This window comes from Mesorhizobium sp. BR1-1-16 (assembly GCF_020165495.1).
Classification (GTDB): Bacteria; Pseudomonadota; Alphaproteobacteria; order Rhizobiales; family Kaistiaceae; genus Kaistia.
This window is the reverse complement of sequence record NZ_JAIUIE010000021.1, coordinates 1-24437: the sequence shown is the minus strand read 5'-3', so window position 1 is coordinate 24437 and position 24437 is coordinate 1. Positions and strand designations below refer to the sequence as shown.

Annotated in this window: 24 protein-coding genes; 9 read left to right on the top strand and 15 right to left on the bottom strand. The window is 66.4% G+C overall.

Features of this window, described 5'->3' with window-relative positions:
* Positions 1–37 precede the first annotated feature (37 nt).
* Positions 38–820, bottom strand: coding sequence for a ComF family protein (locus LB518_RS24020; protein ID WP_224580392.1), 783 nt, complete (start codon positions 818–820; stop codon positions 38–40).
* A gap of 102 nt (positions 821–922) precedes the next feature.
* Between LB518_RS24020 and LB518_RS24015 the strand changes: the two genes are divergently transcribed.
* Both LB518_RS24015 and LB518_RS24010 read left to right on the top strand, forming a co-directional pair.
* On the top strand, positions 923–1810 hold the full coding sequence (locus tag LB518_RS24015) for a methyltransferase domain-containing protein (RefSeq protein ID WP_224580391.1): 888 nt from the start codon (positions 923–925) through the stop codon (positions 1808–1810).
* Between the two features lie 82 nt (positions 1811–1892).
* Positions 1893–2603, top strand: a complete 711-nt coding sequence (locus LB518_RS24010) for a DUF2161 domain-containing phosphodiesterase (RefSeq protein ID WP_224580390.1) — start codon at positions 1893–1895, stop codon at positions 2601–2603.
* Here the strand turns inward: LB518_RS24010 and mutT are convergent.
* From mutT to LB518_RS23990, 4 genes are all read right to left on the bottom strand, one after another.
* Positions 2600–3001: an 8-oxo-dGTP diphosphatase MutT gene (gene mutT, locus LB518_RS24005; protein ID WP_224580389.1), complete on the bottom strand. Its 402-nt coding sequence runs from the start codon at positions 2999–3001 to the stop codon at positions 2600–2602. The genes LB518_RS24010 and mutT overlap by 4 nt on opposite strands.
* 6 nt (positions 3002–3007) lie before the next feature.
* Positions 3008–3799, bottom strand: coding sequence for a GNAT family N-acetyltransferase (locus LB518_RS24000; protein WP_224580388.1), 792 nt, complete (start codon positions 3797–3799; stop codon positions 3008–3010).
* Positions 3780–5012, bottom strand: a complete 1233-nt coding sequence (gene argJ, locus LB518_RS23995) for a bifunctional glutamate N-acetyltransferase/amino-acid acetyltransferase ArgJ (RefSeq protein WP_224580386.1) — start codon at positions 5010–5012, stop codon at positions 3780–3782. The genes LB518_RS24000 and argJ overlap by 20 nt, the downstream gene beginning before the upstream one ends.
* Positions 5013–5206: 194 nt before the next feature.
* Positions 5207–6145: a peptidylprolyl isomerase gene (locus LB518_RS23990; RefSeq protein ID WP_224580385.1), complete on the bottom strand. Its 939-nt coding sequence runs from the start codon at positions 6143–6145 to the stop codon at positions 5207–5209.
* A 296-nt stretch (positions 6146–6441) separates the two neighbouring features.
* Here LB518_RS23990 and secA point away from each other — a divergent pair, with 296 nt between their 5' ends.
* The gene (gene secA / locus LB518_RS23985) at positions 6442–9165 is read left to right on the top strand and encodes a preprotein translocase subunit SecA (RefSeq protein WP_224580383.1); all 2724 of its coding nucleotides are present in this window, start codon (positions 6442–6444) and stop codon (positions 9163–9165) included.
* A 30-nt stretch (positions 9166–9195) separates the two neighbouring features.
* Here secA and LB518_RS23980 read toward each other — a convergent pair whose 3' ends face one another.
* Complete coding sequence (locus LB518_RS23980; protein ID WP_224580381.1) at positions 9196–9624, bottom strand: hypothetical protein; 429 nt, start codon at positions 9622–9624, stop codon at positions 9196–9198.
* A 289-nt stretch (positions 9625–9913) separates the two neighbouring features.
* On the opposite strand from LB518_RS23980, the gene LB518_RS23975 reads away from it, so the two are divergent.
* A complete protein-coding gene (locus LB518_RS23975; RefSeq protein ID WP_224580379.1) occupies positions 9914–10345 on the top strand; it encodes a winged helix-turn-helix transcriptional regulator in 432 nt (143 codons plus the stop codon).
* On the opposite strand, the gene LB518_RS23970 is transcribed toward LB518_RS23975, so the two are convergent.
* Positions 10305–11609, bottom strand: a complete 1305-nt coding sequence (locus LB518_RS23970) for a L,D-transpeptidase family protein (protein WP_224580378.1) — start codon at positions 11607–11609, stop codon at positions 10305–10307. The two genes, LB518_RS23975 and LB518_RS23970, sit on opposite strands and share 41 nt — an antisense overlap.
* A gap of 118 nt (positions 11610–11727) precedes the next feature.
* On the bottom strand, positions 11728–12681 hold the full coding sequence (locus LB518_RS23965) for an acetyl-CoA carboxylase carboxyltransferase subunit alpha (protein WP_224580376.1): 954 nt from the start codon (positions 12679–12681) through the stop codon (positions 11728–11730).
* A 501-nt stretch (positions 12682–13182) separates the two neighbouring features.
* On the opposite strand from LB518_RS23965, the gene LB518_RS23960 reads away from it, so the two are divergent.
* A complete protein-coding gene (locus LB518_RS23960; protein ID WP_224580414.1) occupies positions 13183–13515 on the top strand; it encodes a DUF2794 domain-containing protein in 333 nt (110 codons plus the stop codon).
* Positions 13516–13517: 2 nt separating this feature from the next.
* On the opposite strand, the gene LB518_RS23955 is transcribed toward LB518_RS23960, so the two are convergent.
* From LB518_RS23955 to LB518_RS23940, 4 genes are all read right to left on the bottom strand, one after another.
* On the bottom strand, positions 13518–14048 hold the full coding sequence (locus LB518_RS23955; RefSeq protein WP_502845880.1) for a GNAT family N-acetyltransferase: 531 nt from the start codon (positions 14046–14048) through the stop codon (positions 13518–13520).
* 82 nt (positions 14049–14130) lie between these two features.
* Positions 14131–14907, bottom strand: coding sequence for a Bax inhibitor-1/YccA family protein (locus LB518_RS23950; RefSeq protein WP_224580373.1), 777 nt, complete (start codon positions 14905–14907; stop codon positions 14131–14133).
* Between the two features lie 181 nt (positions 14908–15088).
* Positions 15089–17599, bottom strand: coding sequence for an ABC transporter permease (locus LB518_RS23945; RefSeq protein ID WP_224580372.1), 2511 nt, complete (start codon positions 17597–17599; stop codon positions 15089–15091).
* Positions 17596–18312: an ABC transporter ATP-binding protein gene (locus tag LB518_RS23940; RefSeq protein ID WP_224580369.1), complete on the bottom strand. Its 717-nt coding sequence runs from the start codon at positions 18310–18312 to the stop codon at positions 17596–17598. Before LB518_RS23940 ends, LB518_RS23945 begins: the two co-directional genes overlap by 4 nt.
* A 76-nt stretch (positions 18313–18388) precedes the next feature.
* Between LB518_RS23940 and LB518_RS23935 the strand changes: the two genes are divergently transcribed.
* The 4 genes from LB518_RS23935 to LB518_RS23920 all read left to right on the top strand — a co-directional run bounded on the left by LB518_RS23935 (position 18389) and on the right by LB518_RS23920 (position 21077).
* Complete coding sequence (locus LB518_RS23935; protein WP_502845879.1) at positions 18389–19042, top strand: arylesterase; 654 nt, start codon at positions 18389–18391, stop codon at positions 19040–19042.
* Positions 19043–19082: 40 nt separating this feature from the next.
* Complete coding sequence (locus LB518_RS23930) at positions 19083–20132, top strand: aldo/keto reductase (protein ID WP_224580368.1); 1050 nt, start codon at positions 19083–19085, stop codon at positions 20130–20132.
* A gap of 106 nt (positions 20133–20238) precedes the next feature.
* Positions 20239–20781, top strand: a complete 543-nt coding sequence (gene thpR, locus LB518_RS23925; RefSeq protein WP_224580367.1) for an RNA 2',3'-cyclic phosphodiesterase — start codon at positions 20239–20241, stop codon at positions 20779–20781.
* Positions 20781–21077, top strand: a complete 297-nt coding sequence (locus LB518_RS23920) for a 4a-hydroxytetrahydrobiopterin dehydratase (protein WP_224580366.1) — start codon at positions 20781–20783, stop codon at positions 21075–21077. Before thpR ends, LB518_RS23920 begins: the two co-directional genes overlap by 1 nt.
* Here LB518_RS23920 and LB518_RS23915 read toward each other — a convergent pair.
* The 3 genes from LB518_RS23915 to leuB form a co-directional block, all read right to left on the bottom strand.
* Positions 21069–22748, bottom strand: a complete 1680-nt coding sequence (locus tag LB518_RS23915) for a GGDEF and EAL domain-containing protein (RefSeq protein ID WP_224580365.1) — start codon at positions 22746–22748, stop codon at positions 21069–21071. The genes LB518_RS23920 and LB518_RS23915 overlap by 9 nt on opposite strands.
* A 170-nt stretch (positions 22749–22918) precedes the next feature.
* Entirely contained in the window at positions 22919–23104 is a 186-nt protein-coding gene (gene rpmF / locus LB518_RS23910; protein WP_224580364.1) for a 50S ribosomal protein L32, read from the bottom strand.
* Between the two features lie 173 nt (positions 23105–23277).
* On the bottom strand, positions 23278–24390 hold the full coding sequence (gene leuB, locus LB518_RS23905) for a 3-isopropylmalate dehydrogenase (RefSeq protein ID WP_224580363.1): 1113 nt from the start codon (positions 24388–24390) through the stop codon (positions 23278–23280).
* Between the last annotated feature and the right edge of the window lie 47 nt (positions 24391–24437).

Genomic DNA, 24437 nt, shown 5'->3' with positions numbered 1-24437 from the left:
GATCCCTGATGGCTTTGGAAGCAGCGCAATATAGGGCTCAGGGCATCCCTTCGACAACCCGCGCGAAAACGGCCACCTCGACGGCCTTCGCGCCGCCTCGGAGCAACGCCCGCGTCGCGGCCTTGACGGTCGCGCCAGTGGTATAGACGTCGTCCACCAACAGCACCCGCCGCCCCTTCAGCGATGGCGCCAGCGCCGCCGGCACCCGAAACGCACCCTCGACGTTTTTCGCGCGCTCGTTGGCCTTCAACCCGACCTGCTGCCGCGTCGGGCGGATGCGCGCGAGGAGCGCGGGGTCATAGGGTCGGTGGATGGCCCCGGCCAGCGCCTCGGCGAGCAGCGCCGACTGGTTGAAACGCCGCTGCCACAGCCGCCGCCGATGCAGCGGCACCGGCAGGACCACGTCGACCTCATCGGCAACAGGCCCGAGTGCCCGTGCCATCATCACGCCGATCGGCTTGGCAAGTTCGGTGCGGTCGCCATATTTCAGCGCCTGGACGATATGGCCCGCTTCGGCCCCATAGATGCAGACCGCGCGCAGGCGGGCAAAGGGCGGCGGATGGGCAATGGCCTCCGCCGATAGCGCGCCGGGTCCGATGTCATAGCCGAAGGGAATCGCCAGCCGCTCGCAGAACGGCCGCTCGATCCAGCGGATGACGCCCCAGCATTGGCTGCAAAGCGCGCCGCCGGTCGCAACCGGCTTGCCGCAGGCCATGCAGGCGGGCGGCAGAACGAGGTCGAGCGCACGCGTGAGGAGGCCCGGCCGGCGCAGCGCGGCGGCAGGGATCTCGTCCTCGCCGATGAGGTCCGCGCTTTCCATGTCGCAAGCATAGGCGCCGCAGCCGCAACGCGGAAGCGGCTTTGACCGCGGCGCAGGAGCAGCCCATATAGCAGCGGACCCCTTCCGAGCGCGGATTTCCCCATGAGCGGCGCACCGACCATCTTCGATCCGGCCCTGCTCGCGCTCCGCCAGGCGCGCGCTTCGCGCATGGCCGTCCCTGGCGCCGATTTCCTGCTCCGCCAGGCCGTCGATGAACTGGCCGATCGCCTCATGACCGTCAACCGCCACTTCGCCCGCGCCGTCGATATCGGCACGCCGACGCCCGCGCTCGCCGAAGCGCTTCTGGCAGGCGGACAGGTCGGCAGCATCGAGCGAGCCGCGTGGACGCATGGGGGCGGCGCCGAAGCGCTGGCCCTCGAGCCCGCACAGTTCGATCTCGCCGTGAGCGCGCTGGCGCTGCAATGGGTCAATGATCTGCCGGGCATGCTGACGCAGATCCGCCGCGCGCTTGCCGGCGATGGGCTGCTGCTCGCGATCTTCGCGGGCGGCGAGACATTGATGGAGCTGCGCACCGCGCTGGCCGGCGCCGAGGCCGAACTGCGCGGCGGCGCCGGCCCGCGTGTCGCGCCGTTCGCCGATATCCGCGATGTCGGATCGCTCCTGCAGCGGGCCGGCTTCGCGCTGCCCGTCGTCGATACCGATCGCATCACGGTCCGCTACGACACGATGTTCCATCTGGTGCGCGACCTCCGCGCCATGGGCGCCGGCAATGTGCTGGCCGAACGCGATCCACGGCCGCTGACCCGCGCCATCGCCGGCCGCGCGGCCGCGCTTTATGCCGAGCGGTTCGCCGATGCCGATGGGCGCATCCGCGCCACATTCGACTTCGTTTCGGTTTCGGCCTGGGCGCCGCATGAAAGCCAGCCGAAGCCGCTGAAGCCGGGCTCGGCCACAGCGCGGCTCGAAGATGCCGTGAATGCGGCACGGCATGCCGCCCTCCCCGCCGAGAAGGAAAAAGGGACCGACTAAGCCGCGCGCTTGCCAACGGCCGCGCCCTTGTCCGAGACAGGGGTATGCCGGCCGAATCGGCCTGCCATCGAGAGCTCGCCCCTTGGAAACCGACCTCTATCTGCCGGTGAAGCGTTATCTCGAGGCTCTCGGCCTTGCGGTGAAGGGCGAGGTGCGGGGCTGCGATCTTGTCGGCATCGCGGATGGGACGCCCGAACTCGTCGTCATCGGCGAATTGAAACAGACCTTTACGCTCGAGCTTGTCCTGCAGGCGGTCGACAGGACGCCGGCCTGCGACGAGATCTGGCTCGCGGTCGCCGCCTCGAAGCGCGGTCGCGGCCGCGAAGGCGACCCACGCGTGAAGAAGCTCTGCCGCTTCCTCGGTTTCGGCCTTCTGGCCGTCACACCTTCAGGCGGGATCGAAGTGATCGTCGAGCCCGAACCCTGGAAGCCGCGCCGCGATGGCAAGCGGCGCTCGCGCATCGTCGCCGAATTCCGCCGCCGCCGCGGCGATCCGGTGACCGGCGGCTCGACGCGGCTGCCGCAGATGACCGCCTATCGCCAGCAGGCCCTGACGATCGCCAACGCGCTGGCGGCGGCAAGCGCTTCGCCGCGCCAATTGAAGCCGCTCGCTCCGGACGCGGCAAAGATCCTGCAAACCAATGTCTATGGCTGGTTCGAGCGCATCGAGCGCGGCATCTACGGCCTGACCGGCGCGGGGCACGGCGCGCTGGTCACCTTTGCCGATCACCTGCCGCCCGCGACGGCCGATGAGATGGCAGAATCACGCCCGCCGGCGGACGACGGACCCTAGAGAAGATCGACCAGCGGCGCGATCAGCGGCAGGTCGGCCGGCGGCATCGGATAGTCGCGGAGCGCCTTGGCGCGCACCCATTTCAGCGCCTGGCCCTCGCGGCTTTCAGGCGTGCCGGTCCAGCGCCGGCAGACATAGAGCGGCATCAGCAGGTGGAAGTCGTCATAGGCATGGCTGGCGAAGGTCAGCGGCGCGAGACAGGCTTCCTTGGTCTCGATGCCGAGCTCCTCGCGGAGTTCGCGGATCAGCGCCGCTTCCGGCGCCTCGCCGGCGTCGACCTTGCCGCCCGGAAACTCCCAGAGACCGGCCAGAGACTTTCCCTCCGGCCGCTGGGCGATCAGCACACGATTGTCGGGATCAACAAGCGCGCAGGCGACGACGAGCAGCAATCGGGACATGAAAACTCAGGCTTTCGGAGGGCGGCGATAATGGTAGCGGTACTGTTCGACGAAGCCGAGCTGCTCATAGAGCGCGATCGCCGGCGCATTGTCGGAGACGACCTGGATCGCGGCGCTGGTGGCGCCCTTCTCGCGCGTCCAGCCGAGCGCCGCGCGCATGACCGCCGTACCGAGGCCCTGGCGGCGCCGCGCCTTGTCGGCCACTACATTCAGATAGACGCCGATGCCGCCGGCATTGACGGCCAGCGCCGCCGCCGCCGGCGTTCCGTCGCGGCCATGAACCACAATGCCTTTGCTCTCATAGGCGATCAGCGAGAGCAGCGTCTTCAGCGTTTCGAGCGTGCGCGCGTCATAGCCGGAAAGGCTCGCCTCGGCGCGATACCAGCGCGGATCGCCCGGATTGAGCCAGCGGATATCGCCCGCAGGCGCAGGCGGCTCCGCCGTCAGATCCATCGCCAGAACGCGGCTTTCCTCGAACGGCGCCCAGCCGAGTCGGTCGAGCGCGGCGACGACGCCGGGGCCGGCCAGCGGCGTGACGCGGAACACCGGCTCGATGCCATGCCGACGCGACAGCGCCGACAGCGCCTTTATCCGCGCCTCGGCATCGCCGTCATCGGCGGGATCGAGGCATTGGAACGCGTTCGAGCGCTTGCTGTAGCCATGCGCGAAGCGCCAAAGCCACGCCCCCTCATGGACAACCGCGATCGCCGGCCAGGCCGAAAGGCACGCCCCCTCGATCTGCAGTGTCGTGGGCAGCGTCCGCGCCTCGCCCGCCATCTCAGCTCCGATAGTCGCCATTGATGGCGACATATTCCTTGGTGAGATCGCAGGTCCATACCCGCGCCTTGCCGGCGGCAAGGCCAAGATCGGCCGTGATCACGATCTCGTCATTCTTCATATAGGCGGACGCAGCGGCCTCAGAATAATCCGGATCGCGCTCGCCCTCGAAGGCGACGCGGATGTCGCCGAACGCGATCGACAGGCGGTCACGGTCAGCGGGCTCGCCGGCCTTGCCGACGGCCATGACGACGCGGCCCCAATTGGCGTCCTCGCCAGCCGCGGCGGTCTTGACCAGCGGCGAATTGGCGATCGACAGCGCGACGCGCTTCGCCGATGCATCGGAAAGCGCACCGAAGACGCGAACCTCGATCAGCTTGCGTGCGCCCTCGCCGTCGCGAGCGACCTGGATCGCGAGATCCTTCAGCACCTCGTCGAGCGCCAAACGGAAATCCTCGAGCCGCGGATCGCTCGGCTCGGTGATGAGCGTCGCGCCATCCGCCTTGCCCGTCGCGAACAGAAGCAGCGTGTCCGAGGTCGACGTATCACTGTCGACCGTCACCGAATTGAAGCTCGCCTCGACGCCGTCGGAGAGAATGGCCTGCAGCGCCGGCGCCGCGATCGCCGCGTCGGTCGCGACGAAGGACAGCATCGTCGCCATGTCAGGCGCGATCATGCCGGCGCCCTTGGCGATGCCGTTGATGATGACCTCGGCATCCCCGATCTTCACGCGGCGCGTGGCGCCCTTCGGGAAGGTGTCGGTGGTCATGATGGCCCGCGCCGCGTCGATCCACGGCCCTTCCGCGACGCGCTGCGCCGTCTCAGGCAGCACGGCGGCAAACTTTTCCGGGTCGAGCGGCTCGCCGATGACGCCGGTCGAGGCGATGAACACCTCGTCGGGGCGGCAGCCGGCAGCCGCTGCCGCCAACGCGCCCTGCGCCTCGGTGGTGGCGCGGCCCTTCTTGCCGGTGAAGGCGTTGGCATTGCCGGAATTGACGAGAAGCGCGCGGGCGGAGCCCCCGGCAAGCGCTGCCCGGCACCAGTCGACCGGTGCCGACGGGCATTTCGAACGCGTGAACACGCCCGCGACCGTCGTGCCAGCCTCGAAGAGTGCGAGGAACACGTCGCGGCGGTCGCGATACTTGATCCCGGCCGCCGCCGTGGCGAAGGCGACACCGGCGATCGGCGGCATGTCAGGAAACGGAACGGCGAGCGGCGAGACGGCGGTGGACATGGACGATCCCGTGGAAAAACAACATCGCCCTCTATGGGCGACGAACATGACAAAAAGCCGTCGGTCCGGCAGGCGCCGATCCGACGAGCTCGGCCCTCGATCAATGCAAAGGCCAAGGCCGATGCGAATGCGGGACCCGCGCCGCGCCGGCAACGGCAGGCGGGAGGATCGCTCCTCCCGTCTGCCGGGCGGTACTACTGCGCGACCGGCGCCGGAGCCGCCTTCAGGGCCGGATCGACGATCTCGACCTTGTTGTCCTTACGCAGCTGAGCCACTGCGTTCACGAACATGTCGCGGAGCACCATCTGGCGGACCTGGTCCTTGACCTGATCATAGGTCGGGACCGGCTGGCTGCGCTTGTCGGTCACTTCGATGACGTGATAGCCGAACTTCGTCTTGACCGGCGTCTCGGTATATTTGCCGACCGGCAGCTGGAAGGCAGCCGCCTCGAATTCAGGCACCATCTGGCCCTTGGCGAAATAACCGAGCTGGCCGCCCATCTTGGCCGAGCCCGGATCCTTCGACTTCTCCTTGGCGAGCGTCGCGAAATCGGCGCCGGCATCGAGCTGCTTGATGATGTCCTTGGCCTCGTCCTCGGTCTGCACGAGGATATGCGCTGCCTGGACTTCTTCCTGCGGCGTGACCTTGGCGATCTCTTCGTCGTAGCGCTTCTTCACGGAATCGTCCGTCGCCTTGCCATCGATCTCGACGCGGAAGAATTCATTGCGCAGCGCGCGCTCGCGCAGAAGCTCGACCCGGCTCTTGAACGTGTCGGACTGGTCGAGCCCGGCGGCGGTCGCGGCCTTGGCCATCAGCTTCAGGTCGATGAGCACGTCGAGCACGGCGCGGCGGCGCTGATCGGCGGGCACCTTGCCGAGCTCGTCGCCGAGATCCTGCGAGGCAAGCGCGAGGTCACCATCGGTGATCGGCTGGCCGTCGACGGTTGCAACAACCGTCTTCGGGTCGAGGACCGGAGCGGGAGCCGCGGCCGGGGCCGGCGCAGCGGCGGGCGCAGCCGGAGCGGGAGCCGGCGCATCCTGCGCAGCGGCGGCGCCTGCGGCCGTCATGAGGCCGAGAAAGGCCAGCGCCGAAACGCTGAGCTGGAACCGCCGCGGCGGAAGACGGAAGGTCATCGAATTGTCCTTGTCCATGGTGAAGTCACTCGCGCGAGCGGGGCAGCGTCAGCCGGCCGCCGATCGCCTCGTGGATCGGTTGAGAATGCGGCATTCTGCGGGCATTCCGAGGCCTCTCGGCCACGTTGACATCCTGGGTGCCCCCTCTTATCTGTCTCGGGTCGCGGCGTCCAGAACGCTTTGACGTTCGTGGTTACGGCGCTTCCGATGGTCTCCGACCTCGGAGCCTGCAAGGAATGCCCGGCGCCGACCCTTCTTCCCGGATCAAGGCGCCGACCAACAATCAAGGATGACCCATGGCAGGTCTCGGCTCGCTGGCGCGCAAATTCTTCGGTTCGGCCAATGACAGGCGCGTGAAGGGCTATCGTCCTCGCGTTGTCGAGATCAACGCCCTCGAAGCCGAATATGCGGCGCTCACCGATGATCAACTTCGCGCGAAGACGGAAGAGCTGAAGCGACGCGCCGCCGACGGCGCCTCCGTCGACGATATTCTCGTCGAGGCTTTCGCCACGGTGCGCGAGGGCGCCAAACGCGCGCTCGGGATGCGTCATTTCGACGTCCAGCTCATTGGCGGCATGGTCCTCAACGACGGCTCGATCGCCGAGATGAAGACCGGCGAAGGCAAGACGCTGGTCGCGACGCTGCCGGTCTATCTGAATGCGCTCGCCGGCAAGGGCGTGCATGTCGTGACGGTGAACGACTATCTCGCCAAGCGCGATAGTGAATGGATGGGCCGCCTTTATCGTTTCCTCGGCCTTTCAGTCGGCGTGATCGTGCATGGGCTCGACGACGATCAGCGTCGCGCCGCCTATGCCTGCGACATCACCTACGGCACCAACAACGAATACGGCTTCGATTACCTGCGCGACAACATGAAGTACGACCTCGCGCAGATGGTCCAGCGCGGTCACCATTACGGCATCGTCGACGAAGTCGATTCGATCCTGATCGACGAGGCGCGCACGCCGCTGATCATTTCCGGCCCGCTCGACGACCGCTCGGAGCTCTACAACGCCATCGACAAGTTCATCCCGAGCCTGACGCCGGATGACTACGAGATCGACGAAAAGCAGCGCACGGCCAATTTCACCGAGGCTGGCAACGAGAAGCTCGAGCAGCTGCTGACGGAAGCGGGCCTGCTCAAGGGCGAGTCGCTCTACGACGTCGAGAACGTCACCGTCGTGCACCATGTCAACCAGGCGCTGCGCGCCCACCGGCTGTTCCAGCGCGACAAGGATTACATCGTCAAGGGCGACGAGGTGATCATCATCGACGAGTTCACCGGCCGCATGATGCCGGGCCGTCGCTATTCGGAAGGCCTGCACCAGGCCCTGGAGGCCAAGGAACACGTCCAGATCCAGCCCGAGAACCAGACGCTCGCCTCGATCACGTTCCAGAACTATTTCCGCATGTATGGCAAGCTGGCCGGCATGACAGGTACGGCGCAGACCGAAGCGTCCGAGTTCCTCGACATCTACGGCCTCGATGTTGTCGAGATCCCGACCAATGTGCCCGTCTCGCGCATCGACGATGACGACGAGGTCTACCGGTCGGCGGCCGAGAAGTACAAGGCGATCATCCGCGTCATCCGCGACTGCAGCGAGCGCGGCCAGCCCGTCCTCGTCGGCACCACGTCGATCGAGAAGTCGGAACTGCTTTCGGAGTTCCTCAAGAAGGAGAAGGTGCCGCACCAGGTCCTCAACGCCCGTTACCACGAGCAGGAGGCCTATATCGTCAGCCAGGCCGGCGTGCCGGGCGCCGTGACGATCGCCACCAACATGGCCGGCCGCGGCACCGACATCCAGCTCGGCGGCAATCTCGACATGCGGCTCGAGCATGAGCTTGCCAGCATCGAGGACGAAACTGCGCGCGCCCGCCGCACCGAAGAGGTGAAGGCCGAGATCGCTGTCCTGAAGCAGAAGGCGCTCGCCGCCGGCGGCCTCTATGTCATCGGCACCGAGCGGCATGAAAGCCGCCGCATCGACAACCAGCTCCGCGGCCGCTCCGGTCGCCAGGGCGACCCCGGCCATTCGCATTTCTTCCTGTCGCTGCAGGACGATCTGATGCGCATCTTCGGGTCCGAGCGCATGGACGGCATGCTGCAGAAGCTCGGCCTCAAGGAAGACGAGGCGATCGTTCATCCCTGGATCAACCGCGCGCTCGAAAAGGCGCAGCAGAAGGTCGAGGCGCGCAATTTCGACATCCGCAAGAACCTGCTGAAATACGACGACGTCATGAACGACCAGCGCAAGGTCATCTTTGACCAGCGCGTCGAACTCATGGGCGAGGCCGATGTGAGCGCCACCGTCGACGGCATGCGTCAGGAAGTGATCAGCGATCTGGTCGCCAAGCACATTCCGGAGCGCGCCTATCCCGAGCAGTGGGATTCGAAAGGCCTTCGCGAGGCGCTGCAGCAGGCGATCAATCTCGACCTGCCGATCGAGGACTGGGCTGCCGAGGACGGCATCGCCGATGCTGAAGTGCGCGAGCGCGTGCTGAAGGCCGGCGATGAAGCGGCCGAACAGCGGACCTCGCGCTTCTCGCCGGAAGTCATGCGCCAGGTCGAGAAGGCCGTGCTGTTGCAGACGCTGGACCATCTCTGGCGCGAGCATCTGGTGACGCTCGATCATCTGCGCCAGGTGATCGGCTTCCGCGGCTATGCACAGCGCGACCCGCTGAACGAATACAAGACCGAGGCCTTCGAGCTGTTCGAAGCGATGCTGCAGAGCCTCCGCGAGGCCGTGACGGCGCAGATGATGCGCGTCGAGATCATGCAGTCGCCGCCTCTGATGCCGACCGATGTCGAGGATGTCGAGCCTATTCATCTCGATCCGGTGACCGGCGGCAACGAACTGGACGAAGCGTTCTATTCGAGCTTCACGCCCTCGCAGCAGCAGGGCTTCGAAGCGGCCGGCGTCGATCCGAACGATCCGACCACCTGGGGCAAGATCCAGCGCAACGCGCTGTGCCCCTGCGGCTCGGGCAAGAAGTTCAAGCACTGCCACGGCCGTTTCGCCTGAGGCGGCCGTGCGGGGAACCTGGGCGCCAAGCTAAGCCGGCGCCTTGCTGCGGCTCTCGCTCCGCCATGCGAAGACGAGCGCCGTCAGCGGCCCGACGATGATCCATTGCACGAGCGTGAAGCTGGTTTCGATCAGCACATAGTCCGGCACCGAGGCCATGACGTTCTTGGCCGCGACGGCGAGTGTCGTGTAGCTCCATGACAGAACCGCGCCGAGCGCGGCATAGGCGAGGCCGCGCTCGAGCCAGGATCCCGGCCGCTGCGCGAAGCAGCGCTCGTAGACGAGAGCGAAGATCACCGCCTGGATCAGCATCGAGAGAAAGCCGAGCGGGATGATCAGATCGGCGCGATACATCGCAAGCGCGCGGTAGTAGTCCTCGAAGGCGACGAGATGCCAGACGAAGCCGAGCGCGAAGGTCGGCAGCAGATAGGCGAGGACGGCGAGACCGAAGCGGGTCATGTCAGCCTGCTCCTCCGCCGGCTTCCGATCAGGAAGCAGAGCCCGCCGAACATAGGCTTCTCGCTGCCGCCGGGCCCGGCAAGAATGGCGCGAACGCGTCCGGCAGGGCCCGATGCGGCTGCGCCGCTCGACCCCGCGTCGACGCCCGCACCGGAACGCGATGCAGCCGCCATGAGATCCCCCCTCTCAAGATGCCACTGTTGACGAGAAAAGCACGACGGCCAGTGACTTGCAATATGCAAGTCACTATACCGACCCGACGGCGCTCCCGCCTGATGGACTGAATGGCATGATGGAGACTGGCTTCCGCTCGCAATGCCCGATCGCCTCGGCGCTCGACCTGTTCGGCGACCGCTGGTCGCTGGTCGTGCTGCGGACGATCTTTGCCGGCGCGCGCCGCTTCGGCGAACTCGCCGGCGCGTCCGAGCGGATTTCGAGCAACATCCTCGCCGATCGGCTCGAGCGGCTGGAGACCTTCGGGCTGATCGAGAAGCGCCCCTATCAGCAGGCGCCGCCGCGGCATGAATATCGGCTGACGCGGCGGGGCGCCGACCTGCTGCCGGTGCTGCAGGCGCTCGCACGCTGGGGCGTCGAGCACATACCCGAGCGCTGGTCGCTGCCGCCCTGGTTCGCCGAGGGACGGCCGGAGGACTTCTATCCGGACGGTCCTGCCAGCGATCCTAGCCGAACGGGTTCGGGACCTTCGGGATCTTCGATTTGATCTTGCCCCAGAAGCCGGGCTGCGGCTCGGGCGCGACGACGGGCGTCACGACAGGCCGCAACGGCGAGGCGACGGGCAGCGGGATGCCGGGGGCCGGCGTGCCGCCGAGCGCTGCGGTCGCGACCGGGTCGATGGCGTCATCGGGATTTTCAGCCGGAGCGGCCGTGCCCACTGCAGCGGCGGCACCCGCAGCGCCTGCGAGCGACGCGTCTGCAGGCGGCGCCACCGCGAGCGGAACCGACACATTCGCCGCTGCCACGGCCTGCTCGCTGGCAGCAATCGTCGGCACAGGCATGACGGTCGCGGGTGTGGCGCCGCCTGCCTTCTGCGCTTCGTTGGCGGCCTTGACCGCGGCGATGCGGGCCGCCTGCTCGGCGGCCTTGGCGGCTGCGATCTGCTCTTCCTGCTCGTATTTCGGCGCGAGTTCGGCGATCAGGGCGTTGTCGCTCGCCTGCTTGGCCTTCACGGCGGCGAGCACCGTCGGCGAATAGGTGAGCGGCGGACAGGCGATCGACGCATTCAGCGCCGTGCTAGAATTGGCATTGAAGATATAGCGCTTGCCGCAGACACCGACCTTCGGCACCTTCGCTGTGACAGCGAAATTGTCGCTGCCCTCCTTCAGCATCACCCAGAACTCATAGTTCGGGTCCTGCCGATGATGCGCCATGTTTTCCGGCGTCATTCGGAACGGGAAGAGGTGCACCTCGAACGACCGCTGGCCGCCGCGGAACGAGTCGCGAGCAAGCGCATAGATCTCGCCGGCGGCGGCATCCGTCATCGAATAGCAGCCGGCCGAGGAGCAGGCGCCATGCACCATGATATTGGTGCCGGTGCGGCCGAGGGCGCGGTCATAGGCGTTGGGGAAACCGATATTGAACGACAGATAGTAGTTCGACTTCGGGTTCATCTGCCCGGGCGTGATCGTATAGAAGCCCTCCGGCGCCTGCCGGTCGCCTTCCTTGATCTTCGGCCCGAGCTTTCCGGACCATTTGCAGATCGAATAGGTCGTCAGCAGCTTGTAGCTGCCCGAGCGCGTCTGCTTCCAGACTTCGAGTTCGGAGCTTTCCTTGTAGCCGCGGACATAGATCGGCGCCGTCGGCGCCATATCGAGCTCGGTCATCTTGGTGACGAGCTTTTCCGGAACCGGCATCAGTTCCTTCGGGCCGTTCGGACCGGAATAATCCTCGCAGGCCGCCAGCAGCAGGCCTGCGGCAACGACGAGCACGGCGCGGATGAGACGGCCTGTCAGCGCGATTCTCAGCATGAACACCTCAAGGATCCGTCGCAGCGCAGCGATCACACCACGCGCCAGCCGTCGGGCCGGCGGCGCGGCCCAGCGGCGCCCGGCCGGCCGAATGCCTCAAAAGACAGGCGGAATCGTGTCAGAGCGAACGGCCGATCGCAAGAAACTTCTCGCGTCGCTGCCGCTTGATATCGGCCTCGGGCATGCCGTCGAACGCGGCGAGCGCAACCGAAACCGCATCGCCAACCGCCTCGATCGCCTGTTCCGGGCCGCGATGAGCCCCGCCCACCGGCTCGGCGATGATCTGGTCGATCACACCAAAGCGCAGCAGGTCCTGCGCGGTGATCTTCATGTTCGTAGCGGCATCCTGGGCGCGGGTCGAATCGCGCCAGAGGATTGAGGCCGCGCCTTCCGGCGAGATCACGCTGTAGATCGCATGTTCGAGCATCAGGACGCGGTTCGCCGTGGCGATCGCGATCGCGCCGCCCGAGCCGCCTTCGCCGATGATCACGGAGACATTGGGCACGCCGAGACCGAGAGCCGCCTCGGTCGAGCGGGCGATCGCCTCAGCCTGGCCGCGCTCTTCGGCATCGATGCCTGGAAAGGCGCCCGCCGTATCGACCAGCGAAACGACCGGCAGGCCGAATCGCTCCGCGAGTTCCATGATCCGCACGGCCTTGCGATAGCCCTCGGGCCGCGCCATGCCGAAATTGTGCCGGAGGCGGGTCTCGGTGTCGTTACCCTTCTCCTGCCCCATGATGGCGACGGGACGGCCACGGAAGCGGCCAAAGCCGGCCAGGATCGCCTGGTCGTCGCCGAATTTGCGATCGCCGGCCAGCGGGGTGAAGTCCTCGAACAGCCCCTTGGCATAGGCGACGAAATGCGGCCGGTCGGGATGGCGGGCCACCTGCGTCTTCTGCCATGGCGTCAGCTTGCCATAGATGTCGGCCAGCGCCTGGCTTGCCTTCGCCTCGAGGCGCTGGATCTCCTCGCCGATGGCGACGGCATCGCCGCTCTCCCCCATGGCGCGCAGTTCCTGCACCTTGCCTTGGAGATCGGCGACGGGCTTCTCAAATTCCAGAAAGGTTCGCATCCAGACCTACGCGCCGGACCAAAATCAGCGGACCGGCCCGTGGCGGGGGCGGGGTCCGAAAGCGCGCGCACACTGGCGGCAAGGCCCTTGACTGTCAAGCTGGACCGACGGCGCGAGGCGCGCGGCATCAATGAAAGAGCGGATGGGTTGTTTCAGACGCAGGCGCACTTGGCGCGAAAAGGTGGTCCGGCTCGAACAAGGTTCCCCGGGGGGCTGGGGGGCTGAGAAATTCCGAAGTTCCCGCCGAGCCGGACCGTCTGAATACGATGCTAAGGTAGCCAGTGTATTGCGGCTGGTGGCGGGCTGAAAGAGGGCGAAAAAGTGGATTTTGCTGTTATGAATTCACGCCTTCGTGAGACCACGCTTTCCGCCGACACCGGCGCCGCCTTGCCAGCGCCGCGGTTCGGCGCGATCATGACGGATCGGTGACAAAGGCGGCATTTGGCGGAGGCGCTTTTGAGCGACGGTGAAGAGGAAGCAAAGAGCGGCGAGGCCGCGACGCTGGTTTCCTTTGCGGGGCCGGCGCCCGGTACTCGGCAGATCGCCTTCAACCGCCAGGAGCTCAACCAGATCCTTCGGGTCTATGGCCGCATGGTGGCGGCCGGCGAATGGCGCGACTATGCCATCGATCATATGGCTGAAAAGGCAGTGTTCTCCATCTTCCGCCGTACCTCGGAGATGCCGCTCTATCGCGTCGAGAAGGATCCAAGCCTCGCGCGCCGCCAGGGCGCCTATGCGGTCATTGCCGCTGGCGGCTATGTCATGAAGCGAGGCCACGATCTTCGCCAAGTGCTGACGGTGCTCGACAAGCGGTTGAAGCTCGTCGAGAGCTGACGTCAGGGCGGTGGCACCGTGGCGCCGCTGCCAAGCGCACATTGCATCAGCACGCTGTCGAGCCAGCGGCCATGCTTGAAGCCGACATTCTCGAACGTCCCGACCAGGCGGAAACCAAGCGCGCGATGCAACGCGATAGACGCGGCATTGCCGGAATCGCCGATGACGGCAATCATTTGCCGGTAGCCCGCCTCCGTCGCGGTCGCCAGGAGCGCGGCGAGCAAAGCTCGCCCGACGCCGGCACCGCGCGCCTCGGCGGCGAGATAAATCGAATCCTCGACCGTCCAGCGATAGGCCGGCCGCGCCCGATAGGGCCCCGCATAGGCGTAGCCGAGCACGGCATCGGTGTCCGAGATCGCGACGAGATAGGGGTGGCCGCCTGCCAGGAGCGCGGTGCATCGCCGGCCCATCTCGTCCAGCGACGGTGGATCCAGTTCGAAACTGGCGGTTCCCTCGATGACAGCGGCGCCATAGATCGCGGTGATCGCGGCGAGGTCTGCGTCGGCAACGGGTCTGATCGAGAAGCGGGGCAAGGACGGCATCGGCAGAATGTCTGGCGCAGATACGAAAAGGGCGCGGCCGAAGCCGCGCCCTTTGCCGTGTCGTGGTTCCGGCTTAGCGGCGGTCGCCGAACAGGCGCAGCAGCATCAGGAACAGGTTGATGAAGTCGAGATAGAGCGTCAGCGCGCCCATGATCGCCTTGCGGCCGGTGACGGTACCGTCGTCATTGGCCGAATACATCTCCTTGATCTTCTGCGTGTCATAGGCCGTCAGGCCGACGAAGATCAGCACGCCGAGGATCGAGATCGCGAAGCCGAGGGCCGACGATCCGATGAAGATGTTGACGATCGACGCAATCACGATGCCGATCAGGCCCATGAACAGGAACGAGCCCATCCCGGTCAGGTCGCGCTTGGTGGTGTAGCCGTAGAGGCTCATCGCACCAAAGGTGGCGGCGCTGATGAAGAACACGCGGGCAATCGATTCCGAGGTATAGACGACGAAGATCGAGGCCAGCGACAGGCCCATCAGCGCGGAATAGGCCCAGAACGTGATCTGCGCCGTGCCGACCGACATCCGCTGGATGCCGAAGGAAAGCACGAAGACCAGCGCGACCGGCGCCAGCACGAGCACCCACATCAGCGGGCCGGTGAACACCGTCGTGCCGAGGCTGGTCAGCATCACGCCATTGGCCAGCGTCGCCGCCGCCTGCGAGGCGTCGGTGGTCGTGGCCAGGCGGAACAGCCCGATCGCGGCCGCGCCGGTGATCATCAGGCCGATCGCCATGTAATTGTAGACCTGCAGCATATGCGTGCGCAGGCCCTGGTCGATAACACCGGTTTCGGCACGCGCTGCGCCAAACGGTGAGACGCGATTGTCGAAATCTGCCATCGAAGTCCCTTCTCCCGAACAGTGTACCGCGTTGTCACGCGACGCCCCGTCGATCCGACCCTCCGAAAACTCCGGAACCGGCCGCCCGGGATGTGCCTGCGATATGGCCCTTGCCACCCCGGCGCGCAAGTGCGCCAGATGACAGCGTCTCGCAAATGGTAGCTGAAGCGGAGCCTTGATCCTACAGGTTTCTGAGCACTGGCGCCGCCTTCTGGCCGAGCAGCCGCCAAGTACCGGCAAGGCCGAGCACCAAGGTGACGAATACGGCCGCGACCGCAGCGCCGAGCGCGCTCATCGGCGCGAAATGGAACGTCTGCTTCATCACCCCCGCGACGACGCCCCATGCCGCCAGCGACCCGGCCAGCACGCCGAAGGTAGCGGTGGCGAGCCCGAGCAGCCCGTATTCGAGGCTGAAAGCCGTGATGAGTTGCCGGCGCGTGGCGCCCAGCGTCTTCAGGATCACCGCATCGTGAAGCCGGCGGCGATGACCGGCAGCCAGCGCCCCGCCGAGGACGAGCACCGAAGCCGCCAGCGCGACGGACGAGGCGATGCGGATCGCCAACATCAATTGCCCAAGGATGGTCGAGATACGGTCGAGCGCCTCGCGGACGCGCACTGCCGTGATGCCAGGGAAAGCCGCGCCGGCATCCTTCATGACGCGGGCTTCCAGCGCCGGATCGGCGGCACCGGGATAAGCGAGCGTCGTCAGCACCGTATAGGGCGCGCCGGTGAAGGCATTCGGCGAGAAGACCATGACGAAATTGATCGCAAGGCTCTCCCAATCGACCTCGCGCAGATTGGCGATTTTGGCTTCGACAGGGCGGCCGAGCACATTCACGACGAGGCTGTCGCCGACCTTGACGCCGAGACCCTCGGCAACACGCGCCTCCAGCGAGACGAGCGGCGGCCCGGCATAACCGGCCGGCCACCAGTCGCCGGCGACGAGGCGGGAGTTTTTCGGCACAATCGCGGAGAAGGTGACACCCCGGTCGCCCTGCAGCACCCAGGCCTGGTCCGGCGCCGGCTTCAGATCGGCCGCCGCGACGCCGCCGACACTGACGATCCGTCCGCGCAGCATCGGCACACTTTCGAGCGTCGCCGATGGAACTTCCTTTGTGAGGAAAGCAGAAAATGGCTCGATTTGGCTGCTCGGCACATCGAGGAAGAAGAAGCTGGGGCCATTGTCCGGCATCGAACGGGTCAATTGCCGTTGCAGGCTGCCATCGATCAGCGCGATCGCGACCAGCAATGTCAGCCCGAGCCCGAGCGAGAGGACGACGGACGCAGTCAGCGCACCGGGGCGATGGATGTTGCCGATGGCGAAGCGCCATTCCGTCGAGCGCGGCCGCGGCGCCCGCCGGGCCGCCAGCATCACCAGGAAGCCGACGAGCCGCAGCAGCACGAACGAACCACCCATGGCGACGACGAACATCATCGCGATACGGCGGTCATAGGCGAGCAGCACCGAAAGCGCGGCGAGCAGCCCTGCCGAGGCGATCGCGGCGGCGAGAAACGCCGGGCGGATGCGGGCCGGCAGGCCGGACGCGACATCGCGGAACAGCGCCGTCGGCTTCACATCCCGGATGCGCCCGAGTGGGGCAAGCGCAAAGGAGATGGCGGTCATCAGGCCGAACAGCGCGGCGATGGCAAGTTCGCTCGGATAGAAGCCGGTCTCGGCGCCGACCGGCAGCACGTCGACCAGAAAGCGCAGCGCGATCAAAGGCACCAGCGCGCCGATGACGAGCCCGATCACGATGCCGACCAGCGCGATGGCCATGATCTGGATGAAATAGAGCGCCACGACGAAGCGCGCCGAAGCACCGAGCGATCGCAGCGTGGCGATGACCGGCCGCTTCATGTCGAGAAAGGCGCCCACCGCATTGGCAACGCCGACGCCGCCGACGATCAGCGCGGCCAGCCCGACCAGTGTCAGGTATTGCGCGAACTGGTTGATGCTGCGCTTCAGACCGGGCGATGCGTCGTCCCGGGTGCGGACCTGCCAGCCGGCTTCCGGAAAATCCTTGGTCGCCTGATCGGAGACCGCAATGGGATCGCCGCCTGACGGCAGACGGACGCGATAGGCCCACTGAACGAGGCTGCCCGGCTGCAGCAGCTGGCTGGCGTCGAGCGCGGCACGCGATATCAGAAGGCGCGGCCCGAAGCCGAGCCCGGTCGAAAGCTTGTCAGGCTCGCTTGCGATCGCGCCGGCGATGCGCAGTCGCGCCGAACCGAGATCGATGCTGTCGCCGACTTGAAGACCGAGGCGTATCAAGAGCTCAGAATCCACAACGGCGTCGAGCGGCCGTGCCGGATCGAGGCTGCTGCCGCCCGATGCGATGTCGAGCGTGCCGGTCAGGGGATAGGCCCCGTCGACGGCCTTGATCTCGACCAGGGTCTGGTCGCTGCCATCGGTCTTCCGAGCCATGCCGCGCAGCGTCGCGATTTCGGAAACCTTGCCGGCCGCATCGAGGAAGCGTCGTTCCTCGGGGTTGGCCTGCCGCTGCACCAGCGTGACGGAGAGATCACCGCCGAGGATGTTGGCGCCTTCCCGCGCCAGGCCCACCGTCATGGCGCGCGATACCGAGCCGACAGCCGCGATCGCAGCAACGCCGAGCGCGATCAGCGCCAGGAAGATGATGAAGCCGTTGAGCCCGGCCCTGAGCTCGCGGACCGCGAAGCGCAGCGCCGTCATTCGGCAGCGCTCCGCACGGCTTCCGCAGGGTCGATGATGCCGGAATGAATGCGCACCACGCGGGCGCAGCGGGCCGCAAGCGCATTGTCATGCGTCACCAGCACGAGCGTAGTCCCGCGCCGAGCCGAGGTCTCGAACAGGAGATCGGCGATCTGTCGGCCCGTCGCCTCGTCGAGATTGCCGGTCGGCTCGTCGGCGAAGATCACGGCGGGCTCTGCGACGAGCGCGCGGGCGATCGCGACGCGCTGCTGCTCGCCGCCGGAAAGGGCGGAGGGATAATGGGTCAGCCGATGTCCGAGGCCGACCAGCATCAGTTCAGCCTCGGCCCGCGCGAACGCATCACGCCGTCCCTGCAATTCGAGCGGCACCGCGACATTTTCGAGCGCCGTCATGTTGGGAATGAGATGGAAGGACTGGAAGATGATGCCGACATTCGCGCCGCGGAACCGCGCCAGCCCGTCCTCGTCCTCTCGCGACAGCTCGACGCCCGAGACGCTGAGGCGCCCGCTGTCGATGCGCTCGAGCCCGGCCATCGCCATCAAGAGCGTCGACTTGCCCGAACCCGACGGCCCGACCAGCGCCACGGTCTCGCCCGCTGCGACCGAAAGGCTCACCTTCTTGAGGATATGGACGCGTGCCGGTCCCGATCCCAGCGACAGGTCGACATCCGCGAGCGAGATGACGGCGGATGGGGAGATGTCACTGACGTTCAATGGCGGCCGCCCTATATGTCTCGCTTGTCGCCGCCCGTCGCGGCACGCATCGTTTGCATATGGGAGCCGGAGACGGATGAAAAAGACCCTGCTGCCGCTTCTGGCGCTCGCGCTCGCCGTGCTGCTTCCCCCTGTCGCAGTCATGGCCCCTGTCGCAGCCTCGGCGGCGCCAATCCGCATCCTGGCGCTCGGCGACAGCCTGACCGCCGGTTACGGGCTCGGCCCTGAGGACGGCTTCACGACACAGCTCGAGCGGGCACTGAAGGCGAAGGGCCTCGACGTCACCGTCATCAATGCCGGCGTTTCCGGGGATACGGCCGAGGGTGGCCTTGCCCGGCTCGACTGGGCGCTCGGCGGCGGCGCCGACGCGGCGATCGTCGAACTCGGCGCCAATGACATGCTGCGCGGCATGGACCCGGCCGGCACGCGAAAGGCGCTCGATGCGATTCTCGCAAAGCTCAGCGAAAAGAAGATCCCGACCCTTCTCGCCGGCATGCTGGCCGCGCCCAATCTCGGATCCGACTATGGCGCGCGCTTCGACGCGATCTATCCCGAGCTTGCGACGCAATATGGCGCGATCCTCTACCCGTTCTTCCTGGACGGGGCAGCCGCGCAGTCAACACTGCTGCAGGCCGATGGCCTGCATCCGAACGCCAAGGGGGTCGCGCTGATCGTCGAACGGATGCTACCCTCCGTCGAACGTCTCGTCGGCGAAACGAAGCCCCGCTGAACGAGACAGCCCGCCGCCTGCCCTCCTCCGGAGTTCATAAATGGAATATCGTTCGCTCGGCCGGACCGATCTGGCCGTGTCCGCCATCTGCCTCGGCACAATGACCTGGGGCCAGCAGAATACCGAGGCTGAAGGCCATCAGCAGCTGGACTATGCCATCGATCACGGCATCAACTTCCTCGACACCGCCGAACTCTATTCGATCCCGCCGCGCGCCGAGACGCAGGGCGCGACCGAGCGGATCATCGGCTCTTGGATGAAGGCACGCGGCAACCGCGACAAGATCGTCATCGCCTCCAAGGTCGTCGGCCGCACGCCGATGAACTGGTTTCGCGGCGGCCGGCCGTCGAAGCTCGTCCGCGCCGACATCGAGCATGCGATCGAGGGCAGCCTGAAGCGGCTCGGGACTGACTATATCGACGTCTACCAGTTGCACTGGCCGGACCGCCACGTGACGCAATGGGGCTCCAACCCGACCAGCTATCGCGTGCCGGCCCCCGCAGCCGACGAGGTTCCGATCGAGGAAACGCTCGGCGTGCTCGCCGACCTCGTCACCGCCGGCAAGATCCGCCATGTCGGCCTCTCGAACGAGAGCGCCTGGGGCACGATGCGGTTCGTGACGGCGAGTGAGAGGGGCCAGGGGCCGCGGGTCGTCTCGATCCAGAACGCCTACAACCTGCTCAACCGCACCTTCGAGGTGAACCTCGCGGAAATCGCGATGCGCGAGCAGGTTGGCCTTCTTGCCTATTCGCCGCTGGCGCAGGGCTATCTCTCGGGCAAATACCAAAATGGCGCCCGCCCGGCCGGGGCTCGCACGACGCTATTCCAGCGCGGCGACCGCTACGAGACGCCCGGCGCCGCCGAGGCGATCGACGACTATCTGGCGGTGGCCCGCGATTTCGGCCTCGATCCCGCGCAGCTGGCGCTCGCCTTCGTCACCAGCCGGCCATTCGTCACCGCCAACATCATCGGCGCGACGACGATCGAGCAACTCGCGACGGATATCGCCAGCGTTGACATCACGATCACGTCCGAGATCGAGAACCGGCTCGACGCGGTGCTGCAGCGGCGCGGCAACCCCTGCCCCTGATCCTTGCTGCCGTGCCTTCCCCGGGGGGCGCGGCAGCGCGGCTGCTTTACAGGCCAACCTCAAACCGCAATGCTTCGCTATCCTCAACCCGAACCGGAGGATGCCGATGCCGCGTCTCTTCACAGCCCTCGAGGTCCCGTCCGAGGTGGGGGAACGTCTCGCGCTGCTGCGAGGCGGGCTGCCCGGGGCGCGCTGGATCGATACCGACTTCTATCATGTGACGCTGCGCTTCATCGGCGACATCGATTTCCGAACCGCGGACGAGGTCGCCGATGCGCTCTCGCGGGTGAAGCGGCGCGATATCGAGCTGAATATCGATGGCCTCGCCGCCTTCGGCTCGGCCAAGCCGCATTCAGTCGTCGCACGCGTTGCGCCCTCGCGAGGGCTTGGCGAATTGCAGGCCGAACAGGAACGCATCGTGCAGAAAATAGGCCTGCCGCCGGAAGGCCGGCGTTTCACGCCGCATGTCACGCTGGCTCGCCTGCGCGGCACGCCGCAGCGCGACGTCGCCAACTACCTGACGCTGAGGGGCGGCTTTTTCGCGGGTCCGTTTCCGGTCAGCCGCTTCGTGCTCTATTCGTCGAAGGATTCGACCGGCGGTGGGCCCTATCTGCTTGAACAGAGCTATCCACTGGCGGAGGCCGCCTGATGCGAACATTGAGTAAGTCGGCGCGGGCAGTCGAACTGGCGAAGCTGCCGGGTTGGCAGATCACACCTGACGGAACCGCGATAACGCGCGTCTTCTCTTTCGCCGATTTCAGCGAGGCGTTCGGCTTCATGGCCCGCGTGGCGCTGGCGGCCGAAGCGATGAACCATCATCCGGAATGGTCGAATGTCTACAAGACGGTCACGGTCAAGCTGACGACGCATGATGCCGGCGGATTGACGGACAAGGATGTTGCGCTCGCGGCCGCAATGAACAGGTTTGGCGGCGCCTCAGCCTGAGGAGGCCGCCAGCCAGGGCGGATCGAGCCGGGCTTCGCCCGAGAGCTGGCCCTGGATGCGCTGCACACCCCAGCCGGCGAGGAGCCCTGCCGCCGCTTCGTCCTGAACCCATTCGGCAACCGTCTCGATGCCGAGATCCCGCGCAAGCTCGGTCAACCGGCGGACGAATATCTGGTCGTCGGGGCTGGCCGCCAGCCGCTTGACGAAATCGCCATCGATCTTGACGAGATCGACGGCGAGCATGCGCAGATTGCGGAACGAGGTGAATCCGGCGCCAAAATCGTCGATCGCCACCCGCGCGCCGAGCGCATGCACGGCCGCGACGAAGTTCGTCGTCTCCTCGATATTGCGGATGGCGCTGGTTTCCGTGATCTCGACGATCAGCCGCCTGCCGATGTCCGGCTGGCGGCGGACCGCCGCCGAGACCAGCTCAAGCCAATCCGGGGAAGCCGCCGTTTCCGGCGCGACATTCACCGAAAGGATCGCGCCCGGATGCTCGACCAGCGCCTTCAGGACGAGTTCGAGGATCGCGAGATCGAACAGGCGGGCGAGGCCGAGCCGCTCGGCCAGCGGCACGATATGGCCGGCGCCGACGATGCTGCCGTCAGCCTGTTCCAGCCGCAGGAGCGCTTCGTGAAAGACGGGTTCGCGCGTCGTGATGTCGACCACGGGCTGGAAGGCGAGGCGGAGCCGCCGCGCCGTCAGCGCGCCGATCAGCTGGCGCGACAATTCGGCATTCTCATGCCGTTCAGCCGCCCGCTCCGTCGAAGGCACGAAGGCGACGAAGCGTCCACGTCCCTCGGTCCGGGCAAGATCTAGCGCTTCCTGTGCCCGTTCGACGCAGTCTTCCCGGCCACGACCATGACGCGGAATCGACACGCCGCCGATCGAGACGGTAATGGCGAACGTGCCTTCGCTCGTCGCGATGACATCCTCCCGTACCACGGAGAGAAAACGTTCGGCCGCGACTTCTATCTCGTGTTCGTCGCAATTCATGAGCAACATCGCGAGCTTGCCGCCCGAATAGCGGCCGATGGCGTCGCCCTCGCGGAGCCGCCCGCGAATCCGATGCGCCACCGCGACCAGCGCGCGGTCACCGGCCTTGAGGCCATAGGCTTCGTTGATCAGCGAAAGATCGTCTATCGCGATCAGCAGGAACGCAGCCGCTTTGCGGAATTTCTGCGCATCCTCGATCGTCGCGCGCAGCAGATCCATCATATAGGCGCGGTTGAAGAGCCCGGTATCGGCATCATAGCGCGTCAGGAAGGCAAGACGCTGCTCGCGGGCGTGGCGCTCGTTGATGATGCGGATCACGCCCTCGGCGCGGACCGCGCGACGGGCGCCATCGGCATACCAACGCCCGGTATCCTCGACCCAGAGCACGGGTCCGGTCGGCCCGCTCGGCCGGATCGCATATTCAATCTGGTAACCGACACCCTCGCCGGCGTCATGGCCGACGCCTTTCAGGATATCGCGGCGCGAGACCGGATTGCCGGCGTCGGCCAGCGCTTCATAGGCAGCGCCGGTTGCGATCGCTGCCACGTCGGCGACGCCGAGGATCTCCGCAGCGCCGAGGCTCCAGACGATGTCGTCATTTGGGATCGACCATCGATAGGCAGCCTGACCGATATGAGCGAGAACCGCCTCGATCGGAGCGTCGTCCATCGGCATGCCGGACCCTCGATAAGCCAGCCCTCCGCCAGCCGCCACAACCGGCGCGACAATCGCATGCGGGATGATCGCGAACAATGCCGCGCCCAACCGCCCTGGAAAAGAATCGCAAAAAGAAAAGGCCGGCGAAAGCCGGCCTCATCAGTCCCGATCCATGCTGGTGGTGCGGATCAGGCTTCGGTCTTCGGCGTCAGGACCTGACGGCCGCGATACATACCGGTCTTCAAGTCAATGTGATGCGGGCGGCGGAGTTCGCCCGAATTCTTGTCCTCGACATAGACCGGCTGGGAGAGTCCATCGTGCGAGCGGCGCATGTTGCGCTTCGACGGCGACGTCTTTCGCTTCGGAACAGCCATTTCAATCTTCCTTCGTCACGTCGCCGCCAACCGGCGGCGTGCCGCCCGGCGGGGCATAGCAGTCAATTTGAATGCGGCCTTATACAGAGATCACCGGCCCTTGACCAGAAGGAAGCGGCAAAAACATTCGCCACCTTCCGGTGCTCTCGCGGCATGCCTCGCGGCCGCAGCGGTCAGGTCGACAAGAGGTCGAGCTCGGCGATGATCGCGCTGCCCATCTGGCTGGTGCTGCAGGGGCTGGCGCCCGCGGCGGCGATATCGGCAGTGCGCAGCCCCTTGCCGAGCACGCCGGCGATGGCGCGATCGAGCAGATCCGCCTCGGCGGCGAGGCCGAAGGAATAGCGCAGCGCCATGCCGAACGAAGCGATCATGGCGATCGGATTGGCGATGCCCTTGCCGGCGATGTCGGGCGCAGAGCCGTGCACCGGCTCGTAGAGCGCCTTGCGGCGGCCGGTTGTTTCATCCGGCGCGCCGAGCGAGGCCGAAGGGAGCATGCCGAGCGAGCCGGTCAGCATGGCCGCGACGTCGGAGAGGATGTCGCCGAAGAGATTGTCGGTGACGATGACATCATATTGCTTCGGACGGCGCACGAGCTGCATCGCGCAATTGTCGGCGAGCACGTGTTCGAGCGCGACATCGGCATATTCCTCCTTGCCGATCCGCGTCACGATCTGGTTCCAGAGGACGCCGGACTTCATGACGTTGCGCTTTTCCGCCGAAGCGACGCGCTTGCCACGCGTGCGGGCAAGCTCGAAGGCGACACGGGCGATGCGCTCGATCTCGGGCGAGGTGTAGAGCTGGGTGTCGATGGCGCGCTTCTGGCCATTCTCCAGCGTCACGATCTCCTTCGGCTCGCCGAAATAGACGCCGCCGGTCAGTTCGCGCACGATCAGGATGTCGAGGCCCTCGACCAGCTCGCGCTTCAGCGACGAGGCGTCGGCGAGCGCCGGATAGCAGATCGCCGGACGCAGATTGGCAAAGAGTGCGAGGTCCTTGCGAAGCCGCAGCAGGGCTGCTTCCGGCCGGACGTCATAGGGAACGCTATCCCACTTCGGACCGCCAACGGCTCCGAAGATCACGGCGTCGGCGGCGAGCGCCTTGGCCATGGTCGCCTCGGAAACGGCCTTGCCATGCGCGTCATAGGCCGAACCGCCGACGAGGTCGTGCTCATATTCGAACGACGCAACGCCGCGCGCGCCGAACCAGTCGATGACCCGCTTCACCTCGGCCATGATTTCGGTGCCGATCCCGTCGCCGGGCAGAAGCAGAAGATTGAAGCTGGTCATGGCAGGGCTCTCCGGAGGTTCGTGCCGGGCAAGGTTTGCGGGGCGGG